This is a genomic window from Micromonospora sp. NPDC049171 (assembly GCF_040648275.1).
Taxonomy (GTDB): domain Bacteria; phylum Actinomycetota; class Actinomycetes; order Mycobacteriales; family Micromonosporaceae; genus Micromonospora.
Genome location: NZ_JBEZDJ010000035.1, coordinates 25,195 through 35,296, shown reverse-complemented (window position 1 = coordinate 35,296; position 10,102 = coordinate 25,195). Strand labels below are relative to the sequence as shown.

The 10,102-nt window shown below is 70.5% G+C and carries 11 protein-coding genes and 1 pseudogene; 8 read left to right on the top strand and 4 right to left on the bottom strand.

The window, feature by feature from the left end; genetic code table 11:
• Both AB0B14_RS32505 and AB0B14_RS32500 read right to left on the bottom strand, forming a co-directional pair.
• Positions 1 to 530: pseudogene (locus AB0B14_RS32505) on the bottom strand (hypothetical protein); the annotation flags it as partial.
• Between the two features lie 572 nt (positions 531 to 1,102).
• The gene (locus AB0B14_RS32500) at positions 1,103 to 2,353 is read right to left on the bottom strand and encodes a DUF222 domain-containing protein (RefSeq protein ID WP_357525881.1); all 1,251 of its coding nucleotides are present in this window, start codon (positions 2,351 to 2,353) and stop codon (positions 1,103 to 1,105) included.
• Between the two features lie 190 nt (positions 2,354 to 2,543).
• On the opposite strand from AB0B14_RS32500, the gene AB0B14_RS32495 reads away from it, so the two are divergent.
• Complete coding sequence (locus AB0B14_RS32495) at positions 2,544 to 3,395, top strand: menaquinone biosynthesis protein (protein WP_357068669.1); 852 nt, start codon at positions 2,544 to 2,546, stop codon at positions 3,393 to 3,395.
• Between the two features lie 77 nt (positions 3,396 to 3,472).
• Here AB0B14_RS32495 and AB0B14_RS32490 read toward each other — a convergent pair whose 3' ends face one another.
• Positions 3,473 to 4,432 carry a hypothetical protein gene (locus tag AB0B14_RS32490; protein WP_357068667.1) on the bottom strand — a complete coding sequence of 320 codons (960 nt, stop codon included), beginning with the start codon at positions 4,430 to 4,432 and terminating at the stop codon, positions 3,473 to 3,475.
• Positions 4,432 to 5,412: a hypothetical protein gene (locus AB0B14_RS32485; RefSeq protein ID WP_357068664.1), complete on the bottom strand. Its 981-nt coding sequence runs from the start codon at positions 5,410 to 5,412 to the stop codon at positions 4,432 to 4,434. Before AB0B14_RS32485 ends, AB0B14_RS32490 begins: the two co-directional genes overlap by 1 nt.
• A gap of 371 nt (positions 5,413 to 5,783) precedes the next feature.
• Between AB0B14_RS32485 and paaA the strand changes: the two genes are divergently transcribed.
• The 7 genes from paaA to AB0B14_RS32450 are packed head-to-tail and all read left to right on the top strand — an operon-like array spanning position 5,784 to position 10,097.
• Positions 5,784 to 6,884, top strand: coding sequence for a 1,2-phenylacetyl-CoA epoxidase subunit PaaA (gene paaA, locus AB0B14_RS32480; RefSeq protein WP_357068662.1), 1,101 nt, complete (start codon positions 5,784 to 5,786; stop codon positions 6,882 to 6,884).
• Positions 6,881 to 7,168, top strand: a complete 288-nt coding sequence (gene paaB / locus AB0B14_RS32475; protein WP_355027413.1) for a 1,2-phenylacetyl-CoA epoxidase subunit PaaB — start codon at positions 6,881 to 6,883, stop codon at positions 7,166 to 7,168. The genes paaA and paaB overlap by 4 nt, the downstream gene beginning before the upstream one ends.
• A complete protein-coding gene (locus AB0B14_RS32470) occupies positions 7,165 to 7,329 on the top strand; it encodes a hypothetical protein (RefSeq protein WP_357525879.1) in 165 nt (54 codons plus the stop codon). The genes paaB and AB0B14_RS32470 overlap by 4 nt, the downstream gene beginning before the upstream one ends.
• A complete protein-coding gene (gene paaC / locus AB0B14_RS32465; protein WP_357525877.1) occupies positions 7,326 to 8,051 on the top strand; it encodes a 1,2-phenylacetyl-CoA epoxidase subunit PaaC in 726 nt (241 codons plus the stop codon). The genes AB0B14_RS32470 and paaC overlap by 4 nt, the downstream gene beginning before the upstream one ends.
• 41 nt (positions 8,052 to 8,092) lie before the next feature.
• Positions 8,093 to 8,566 carry a 1,2-phenylacetyl-CoA epoxidase subunit PaaD gene (gene paaD / locus AB0B14_RS32460; RefSeq protein WP_357525909.1) on the top strand — a complete coding sequence of 158 codons (474 nt, stop codon included), beginning with the start codon at positions 8,093 to 8,095 and terminating at the stop codon, positions 8,564 to 8,566.
• A complete protein-coding gene (gene paaE, locus AB0B14_RS32455; RefSeq protein ID WP_357068655.1) occupies positions 8,563 to 9,699 on the top strand; it encodes a 1,2-phenylacetyl-CoA epoxidase subunit PaaE in 1,137 nt (378 codons plus the stop codon). The genes paaD and paaE overlap by 4 nt, the downstream gene beginning before the upstream one ends.
• On the top strand, positions 9,696 to 10,097 hold the full coding sequence (locus AB0B14_RS32450; RefSeq protein WP_357068653.1) for a hypothetical protein: 402 nt from the start codon (positions 9,696 to 9,698) through the stop codon (positions 10,095 to 10,097). The genes paaE and AB0B14_RS32450 overlap by 4 nt, the downstream gene beginning before the upstream one ends.
• Positions 10,098 to 10,102: the final 5 nt, after the last annotated feature.

Sequence of the window (10,102 nt, the reverse complement as noted above, 5' to 3'; positions counted from 1 at the left end):
CCCTCGCTGCCGCTGGTGGCGCTGCCGCTGGTGGTGCTGCTGTCGGCGTTGGTGCTTCGGTGCGTGGTGGAGCTTTGCGTGGTGCTGCTGGTGTCGGTGCGGCGGTGCGTGGTGGTGTCGGTCTCGGTGCTGTCGTGCGTGGTGGCGTTGTGCGTGGCGCTGCTGTGCGGGGTGTTGGCATGGTCGGCACGGCCGTGCTCGGTGCTGGTGTGGGTGGTGCTGGTGTGGGCGGTGCTGGTGTGGGTGGTGCTGCCTGGGTCCGTGGTGTCAGGGTCGGTGGATTCGGCGAAGTCGAGTCGGCCGAAGAAGAGTGGTGTGGTCGGGTCGTCGGCCAACTCGGTCACCCGCCGGGCCAGGGTGCGGCCAAGCGTCTCCGCCGCGTACGCGTCGCCGGCCACCTGGTCACCGGTGGCGAAGAGGGCTTCCGCGCGCTCCCGCATCCTTCGCAGTGCGGCCCGTGAAGCTGCCAGGTGTGCGCGTTCGGCGGACAGATCCGTGTCGAGGTGGGTGTCGATATCGAGTGCGGGCATGCTGACGTCCCATCGTTCACATCTGCTGCGCGCTCGCGTGTCCGGGGGCGGATGGCCGGCCGCCCGGCGCGAAGACGTCCGTGCCGGTGCAGGTCACCTCGGCCGTCAAGCGGGCTGCAACCTTACGCTCTTCTCTCAGTCGCCACTACCGAATTACCCAGGGGACCACCTGTCGGAGACGGCGTGTTGCCGGGCGGGGCGGCTCGCCCGAGGGGCGAGCCGCGAGACGCGACAGAACGACCTGCCCTTCTGGAGGGCGCCACCTGACGGCCCGGCGGGCTGGCGACGTGATCGCCACGCGGTCACCAAGCAACTCGGCGGCCTCGGCGGCCTCGGCGGCCTCGGCGGCCTCGGCGGCCTCGGTGGTCTCGTGGTCCGGCGGTCCCGGTGGCCTGGTAATCCGGTGGCCTGGTCACATGGTCGCCTGGTGACCCGCCGCCTAGTCACTTGGCGACGTGGTGGTCTGGCGACGTGGTGGTCTGGCGAACCGGTGGACTGGGGCCTGGTGGGCGGCAGGGCGTTGCCCGCCTGCCTGCTCGCGGCCTCGGGCGGTGTCGGCGTGCTCGGCGGCATCAGCATCGCCGGTGGTATTGGTTGCGGCGTGGTGTGCGTAGTGGGTCGAGCCAGCGGGGCGGAAGGAACTCGGGCCGGCCGTCCGCCGCGATGCGGACTGTCCAGTCGCCGCGATGGACGAACCGGTGGTGGTAGCCGCAGAGCAGCACGGCATTGCCCAGCGCTGTCGCTCCACCGTCGGCCCAGTGTCGGACATGGTGTCCGTCGCACCATCTCGGCGGTCGGTCACAGCCAGGGAAGGCGCACCCGCCGTCTCGCAGCACCAGCGCACGCCTCAGCGGGCCGGTGAAGAGCCTCCGCTGGCGGCCGACGTCCAGGACCTGACTGTTGCCGCCCAGTACGGCCGGCAACAGGCTGGCGTCGCAGGCGAGCCGGCGGACCGCGCCCGGCGTGAGGCGTGCCCCGGTCTCCAATGTGCCGGCGCGTACGCCGTTGACCAGATCGTCGAGTGACACGGTCACCACGAGCTGAGGTCGGTCTCCGCCGCTGTCGGGCAGCTGACCTGTACGCAGCGCCAACCGACAGACCTCGGCCAGCGCGTCGGCACGGCGTTGACCAGGACTGCGATCATCGTGCTCGCCGGCCGGGGCACAGAGCGGGTCGATCGCCTCACGGAGCAGGCTCGCGGTTTCGGTGTCGAGGTTGCCGCTGAGGCGTACCTGACCGTCTTGCTGGTCGGAGAGCGTGACGTGCCGGCGAGCCTCGGCCCGCTCGGTGGCCCGTTGAAGAGCCTTCAGCTCAGCCTGGTCGGCCAGATCCGGTGCGACGTGCGTGAGGACGCGCTCCCCGAGCCGGCTCAGGATGGTCGGGTCGAACCGGTCGGCCCAGGCGACAAGCAGTTGGGTGGCTTTGTCGGCCACCTCGGGACCGGCCTCCACGGGGAGGGCGGCGATCGTCTCGGCCACGACTCGGCCCTGCTCCACGGTGATGGCGCCGCTGAGCAGTGCGTCACGCACCGTTGCTGGCGCGGCGTCGACGGTGGCGGCGAGCTGGACCAGTTGGCGTGCGGAGCGACCGGAGAGCCGGAGCCGTTCCCGCAGCCAGACGGCGGTGGACGAAGCGCCCTGGGCGACTGCCAGGCCGCGGCTGTCCAGCTCGCGGACCAGCCCGAGCTGAACGGTGGCCAGCCGCTGCGTCAGCACCTGTGTCGCGTCGAGGGAGGCGAGCAGCTGGTCGTCGGAGAGCCCCCACAGCGCGGCCTCGGCACAGTCGTCGACCGCACCGCCTGCCTGCGTCAACGCTTCCAACATGACAATAGATTAGAACAGGAGTACGACACTTTCGGTCGGCGTTGATCAATGGATGAGAGCCGTTTTCATCGCCGTATGTTCCGCTGCCGTCGAGTCGCGCTGCGGGGTACGTCGACCTGGCGGATGCGGGTTTGGCCACTCCGGGTCGACCCGCCGAGCCGGGTCGGAAAGCCGGGGATACGGTCGGGTCATGGCTGAGCGCATCGCACGCCCGCGGGTCGGGCACATCCAGTTCCTGAACTGCCTGCCGATCTACTGGGGTTTGATGCGCTCCGGTGCCCTGCTCGACGTCGACCTGCAGAAGGACTCGCCGGACCGGTTGAGCGCGGCACTGGTTGCCGGCGATCTCGACATCGGCCCGATCACTCTGTTGGAGTACCTGAAGCACGCCGACGAACTGCTCCTCCTGCCGGACCTGGCGGTGGGCAGCGACGGACCGGTGCTCTCGGTCAACATGGTCTCCACCCGGCCCCTCGCCGAGTTGGACGGTGCCCGGGTGGCGCTTGGCTCGACGTCGCGGACCGGGGTGATGCTGGCCCAGTTGCTGCTCGCCGAGCGGTACAACGTGCGGCCCGAGTACTTCCGCTGCCCACCGGACCTGACGCAGATGCTGCTCGAAGCCGACGCCGGGGTGCTGATCGGCGACGTGGCGCTGCGGGCGTACTACGAGGCGCCGCAGCGGGGTCTCATCGTCACCGACCTCGGGCAGGCATGGCGGGAGTGGACCGGTCTGCCGATGGTCTTCGCCGTCTGGGCGGTGCGCCGCGACTTTGCCGCCGCCCACCCGGGGCTGGTCAAGGAGGTGCACGAGGCGTTCCTGCGCTCGCGGGACCTCTGCCTGGCCGAGCTGGACCAGGTCGCCGAGGCTGCGGCCCGCTGGGAGACCTTCGACGCGGAGACGCTGGCCACGTACTTCCGGACCCTGGACTTTTCGCTCGGCGACCGGCAGGTCGCCGGGCTGCGTGAGTGGGCCCGGCGAGCGGCCGCGATCGGCGCGGCCCCGGAGCTGCCGGACGGCGGCCCCGAGTTCTTCGCCGGCTGACCGGCGAGCCCCGGCCGCGGCGACAGAGAGGCAGCCCGGCCGCTGCGCCCTACCTGCGGCCGAGCCGGAGCTGCGGCTCAGACGCCGGGGCGCAGGAGTGCCTTGGTGACCTTCTCGCAGTTGTCCATGCCGTAGTCGTAGCCCAGGTTGATCGGGTACTTGAGCATGACGCCCATCGTCCAGGTGTCACCGATGGCCATGCAGTTGATGTGCATCTCCTGCACCTCGATCCGGTCGATCCACCCGTTCTTGATGGCGATCTGCTTCCGCTGGGCGGCCGGGAAGGCCTTGCGGATACCGAAGTCACCGGCGCCGCGAACCAGCTTCATCTCGTTGAGCAGCCACTTGGTCCATTTCGGCCCGGCGGCCGTGCCGGTGGCGATGCAGTTGCCCATGCGGGCGGCGTCTCGGGGGGAGAGCGCCGTCTCGCTCCAGCCGCGGTCGGGGGCAACCTTGCTGTCGGTCAGTTTGCACATGGAGATCAGGCGCTTGATCGAGGCGGCCCCGCCGACCTGGTTGAAGAACTGTTGGGCCCGGGTGTTGTCGCTGTCTCGGATGATCAGCGTCGCGTCGGCGAGCTTCGCGTTGCTCGGGGTCTGGCCGGCGTCGGCCGCGCGACGCAGGTAGTCGGCGACGACCCAAGCTTTGATCATCGATGCGGTCGTGCTGGTCTCGCCCATGTTCTTGGAACCGATGATCTGCCCGGTGCGGCGATCCAACACGCTCCAGGAATACCAGCCCTCGATGTTCAGGTCGAGGTCCTTGGCGACGAACGGCAGCGGCTCCAGCGTCGGCGTGGGGCTCGGCGACGGCGAGGCCGGCTCGCGGGCGCTGCGGTTGGTGGCCGCACCCGTGGACCGGTCGTTGCCTCCCGTGGCGTCACCCCACTTGGCGGCGGCAGCCGACTCGAACGGTGACCCGGGCAGCAGCCGCAGCGACACCAGCACCAACCCGATCAGGATGACGGCGATGGCGACCAGCCGCAGCGGGGACGCCTCACCGCCGCCACGTCGGTCGGCCCGGCGACTGCCGGCCATCAGAGCTTCCCCACCGGCTGCTGCGGCACCTTGAGTGCGGCGCCGGGCTGCGGGGTGACCAACTGGGTGGCCACACTGGCGCAGACCTTCGCGCCGTAGTCCAAACCGCTCTTGACTGGATAGCGCAGCATCACCGCGAGACTCCATTTGCCGGTGACGGCGAGGCAGTTAACGTGCCAGCTGCCGTCGTAACTGATCCTGGTCCACCCGTTCTTCATGCTGACCGGGCCCTGCTCGGTGATCGACTTCGGTAGGCCGTCGATGATCCCCCACCGGCCACCGCCGGACGTGGGCCGCTGGTCCTTGGCTGCGGTGCTGCCCGTGACGTTGCTCATCTGGTCCAACACCCACTTGGTCCATTTCGGGCCGGCGGCCTTACCGTCGGCGATGCAGTCGCCGACCCGGACGGCGTCCCGGGGAGACATCTGGGTGTAGCTCCACCAACCCTCGCGCTTCGGCACGATGCCGGGCTTGGTGTCGGTCAGCCCGCAGATCTTGATGGCCCGCTGGATGACCGGCCCGACCACCCCCTTTGCCGGCGACCGGTACGAGCCGCCCGCGGCGAAGTAGACCTTGTCGGTAGCCCCGTCGTTGCTGTCGACGATGGCGACCCGAGCCAACTCCTTCAACGCTGCCGGCGGCTCCTTGTTGCCGAACTGTCGGAGGTAGTCGGAGACGATCCAGGCCTTGATCATCGACTCGGTGGAGCTGGTCGCGGCCATGTTCGGCGACCCCGAGATCTTGCCGGTCTGTCGATCCATCAGCGCCCAGGAGAAGAAGTCACCCTGGAAGTCCACCGACACCGGACCGGCCGCCAGGGTGGGCGGCGGTGGTGGGGTGGGTGCGGGCGTGGCGACGCCGGAGGCACCGCCTGCGCCGCTGTCGTCACTGGCGAGCCGTGCGTACGCGGCGGAGCCCAGTAGGACGCCGCTCAGCAGGACCGTCGTGACGACGAGCACCAGGGTCACGCGGGATCGCATGAGTGGGTGAGCTCCAGGTGTCAGGGCCGGGGGGCCGGCTTCTTGTCCGGACGGATCGGCGGATCGCCAGGGCCGGGGGAGATGGCCGCTGTCTCGGTTGGCAATCATCTGAAGCCGATCGGTGTGCCGGCGAAAGTCTACGTCCGGTTGGCTGACCTGCCAGGTTTCGACACTAGGCAAACTGCGATAAAGGCGGGGTATGGGACCGCTATGAGGTTTTTGCAGTGTTTCAACTTTGTTTCGTGGCCTAGGTCACGGCGTTGCGGGGCCCCGCCAGGTAGCGCAAAGCGCTCATTCGATTACAGAACGGCTATCCGGATTCTTATTACACCCCCTGGTGCAACGCATCGCAAGCTGTAACACTTGACAGCATGTATGGCAACGACTTCTCCGCCGCTGACGGCGCCTCCGACGGCGCACCCGACGGCGCCCCGGACGAGGCGCCCGGCGGCCTGCTGGGCGAGGTCGAGGCCGCCGAGGCGGAGCTACGCGCGGCGGCGGCGCGCGGTCGGCGTGGCGGTCCCGCGCCCGACGAGGACCTTGCGGCGTACTTCGCCGAGGTGGTCGACGCCGAGCAGAAGATCGAGCCGCGCGACTGGATGCCCGACGCGTACCGCCGGACGCTGATCCGGCAGATCGCCCAGCACGCCCACTCCGAGATCATCGGCATGCAGCCGGAGGGCAACTGGATCAGTCGGGCGCCCTCGCTCAAGCGCAAGGCGATCCTGCTGGCCAAGGTGCAGGACGAGGCGGGCCACGGCCTCTATCTCTACGCCGCCGCCGAGACCCTCGGCATCAGCCGCGACGAGCTGGTCCGGCTGCTGCTCGACGGCCGCCAGAAGTACAGCTCGATCTTCAACTACCCCACCCTGAGCTGGGCCGACGTGGGTGCGATCGGTTGGCTGGTGGACGGCGCGGCGATCGTCAACCAGGTGCCGCTGTGCCGCTGCTCGTACGGCCCGTACGCCCGAGCGATGATCCGGGTCTGCAAGGAGGAGTCGTTCCACCAGCGGCAGGGCTACGAGATCCTGCACACCCTGGCGCACGGCACCCCGGAGCAGCAGGCGATGGCCCAGGACTCGGTGGACCGCTGGTGGTACCCGTCGCTGGCGATGTTCGGCCCGCCGGACGGCGACTCCACGCACTCCGCCCAGTCGATGTCCTGGAAGATCAAGCGTTTCTCGAACGACGATCTGCGGCAGCGTTTCGTCGACATGTGCGTCCAGCAGGCCGAAATCCTCGGGCTGCGCATCCCCGACGCCGACCTGCGCTGGAACGAGGAGCGGCAGGCGTACGACTACACCCAGCCGGACTACGACGAGCTGATGCAGGTCATCAAGGGCAACGGCCCGTGCAACCGGGAGCGGATGGCCCACCGGCGGGCCGCGCACGCCGACGGCGCATGGGTACGCGAGGCCGCCGCGGCGTATGCCGCGAAGCGGGCGCAACAGAAGGAGAAGGTGGCCGCGTGACGACCGAACACTCGCCGCTCTGGGAGGTCTTCGTGCGGGCGCGACGGGGGCTGTCGCACACCCACGTCGGCAGCCTGCACGCCCCCGATGCCGAGCTGGCCCTGCGCAACGCCCGGGACCTGTACACCCGCCGCCAGGAGGGCGTGTCGATCTGGGTGGTGCCGGCCGGCGCGATCACCGCGTCCAGCCCGGACGAGAAGGACGCCTTCTTCGACCCGGCGGCCGACAAGGTCTACCGCCACCCCACCTTCTACGAGGTGCCGGACGGGGTGGCCCACCTGTGAGCGAGCGGAGCGAGCGAACCGGCCGGCTCAGCAGCGGGGCGCTTCGCGTCGCCGCCGAGCGCAGCGAGGTGGTGGCGGGAAGCGAGCGGAGCGAGCGAACCGGCCGGCTCAGCAGCGGGGCGCTTCGCGTCGCCGCCGAGCGCAGCGAGGTGGTGGCGTGAACGGGCCCTTCGACTTCACTCTCGCCCTCGGCGACGACGCGCTGATCGCGGCGCAACGACTGGCCGAGTGGACGACCCGTGCGCCCGAGATGGAAGAGGACATCGCGCTCGCCAACATCGCCCTCGACCAGCTCGGCGCGGCGCGCCTGCTGCTGTCGTACGCGGGTGAGCTGGAGGGCGCAGGCCGCGACGAGGACGCGTTGGCGTACCTGCGTGACGACCGCGAGTTCCGCAACGCGCTCCTGGTCGAGCTGCCCAACGGCGACTTCGCGGTGACCATGGCGAAGCTGTTCTTCCTGGCGGCGTACCAGCTGCCGCTGTACTCGGCGCTGGCCGGCTGTGCGGACGAACGGTTGGCCGCGATCGGTGCGAAGGCGCGCAAGGAGTCGGCGTACCACCTGGATCACGGCGCGCTGTGGGTGAAGCGGCTCGGCGACGGCACCGAGGAGTCGCACCGTCGCATGCAGGCGGCAGTCGACCAGGTGTGGCCGTACACCCACGAGTTGTTCGCCGCGGACCCGGCGGCGCCGGTCGACCCGGCGGCCCTGCGGCCGGCGTTCGACGCGACCGTCGGCGCGGTGGTGGCCGAGGCGACGCTCACCCTGCCGGAGCGTGGTTGGGCCCCGGGCGGTGGGCGGGACGGCGTGCACACCGAGCACCTGGCCTACCTGCTCGCCGAGATGCAGGTGCTGCACCGCGCCCATCCCGGAGCGCAGTGGTGACCGCGCGGACCGCGGGCCCGGCCGTCGCGACCGGCGGCACGGTGAGCGCGCGGGAGGCCGCGGCCAGCGTCGTGGACCCGGAGATCCGGGTGATCACCATTGACGAGCTGGGCATCCTGCGGGCGGTCGAGGAGGACCCGGCCAGCGGTCGGGTCACCGTCACCATCACGCCGACCTACACCGGTTGCCCGGCGATGGACGTGATCCGCACCGACATCCGCCGCGCGCTGGCGGTCGCCGGTCACGCCGACTCCGAGGTCCGTACCGTCTACAGCCCGCCGTGGAGCACCGACTGGATCTCCGCGGGTGGGCGGGCCAAGCTCGCCGCCGCCGGGATCGCCCCGCCGGCCCCGGTGCCCGCCACCGGCGTCGTCCCGTTGACCCTCGCGGTCCGTTGCCCGCAGTGCGGCTCGCCGGAGACCGAGCAGGTCAGCCGGTTCGGCTCCACCGCGTGCAAGGCGCTGTGGCGGTGCCGGTCCTGCTCCGAACCCTTCGACCACCTGAAGGCGCTGTGACTGTCACCATCACCCGCCCGGTCCGCCGGCGGCCGGTCTTCCACCAGTTGTCGGTCGCCGCCGTCGACCGGCTCACCGACGATGCTGTCGCGGTGACCTTCGCCGTACCCGAGGATCTGCGGGAGACCTTCGCGTTCCGCGCGGGCCAGCACCTCACCGTGCGTCTTCCCGGCGGAGCCGGGGCCACCAGCTCCGCTGGTGCGGACGGCACGGACGTGCGCCGGTCGTACTCGATCTGCTCGACCCCCGACGACCTGGCCCGGCACGGCCGGTTGCGGATCGGGGTGCGGGAGATCCCGGGCGGCGCGTTCTCGTCGTTCGCGTGCGGGGCGCTGCGTGGTGGCGACACGGTCGAGGTGCTGCCGCCGTTGGGCACCTTCACCACGGGGTTCGCGCCGGACCGGGTGCGGCACTACGGCGCGGTCGTCGCCGGCTCCGGCATCACGCCGGTGCTCGCGCTTGTCGCGACCGCCCTGGCCGTCGAGCCGGCCAGCACCTTCACCCTGGTGTACGGCAACCGCACGGCCAACACGGTGATGTTCGCCGAGGAGTTGGCCGATCTGAAGGACCGCTATCCCACCCGGCTGCACCTGGTGCACGTGCTCTCCCGCGAGCAGGGCGAGTCGGCGCTGCTCTCCGGGCGGATCGACGCCGAGCGGCTGGGCCGGTTGCTGGGCACCATCGTGCCGGGCGACGTGATCGAGGAGTGGTTCCTCTGCGGCCCGTACGCGATGGTGGTCGACGTCCGGGACGTGCTGACCGCACGCGGCCTGCCCGAGTCGGCGGTGCACACCGAGCTGTTCCACGTCGACGCGCCGCCCGAGCCGGTGCGCCGCCCCGTCGACCAGGCGGGTGCCGGGGCCGAGGTCACCATCGTGCTGGACGGCAGGTCGTCGAACTTCACGATGGGTCGCGAGGAGCGGGTGCTGGACGCCGCGCTCAAGGTGCGCGGCGAGTTGCCGTACGCCTGCAAGGGCGGTGTCTGCTCGACCTGTAAGGCGAAGGTCGTCGACGGGGCGGTCACGATGGCCCGCAACTACGCCCTGGAGCCCGACGAACTGGCCGCCGGTTACGTGCTGACCTGCCAGTCCAGCCCGACCACCGACCGGCTCACTGTCGACTACGACGCGTGAGCGCGCCGAACGACAGGGAGTTCGTCGAGCGGTTCGCCGAGGTCACCGGCGGGCGGCGGCCGACCGGCTATGTGGAGGGGTGGGAGCAGTTCGTCGGGTTCTGCGAGGACGGCTACGACGACGTCCTCGACGAGTACTGGAACGATCTGAGCGTCCGGCACGCGATCGAGACCGTGCTGACCGACGAGCGGTTGCGCGGCTTTCCGCAGATGGGCTGGGTCCGGGAGCGGGTCGAGGCGGCGGACGAGCGGTTCCGCGCGGTGTTGTCCGAGCAACCGATGCCGGGGCTGGCCGATCGGCCGTGGTGGGAGGCGCACGTGCCGGCGTTCGTGGGGCCGGTGCTCGCGGCGGAGCTGTGGGACAGCTACGGCATCAGTGTCGAGGTACGCGAGAGCTGAGGTCG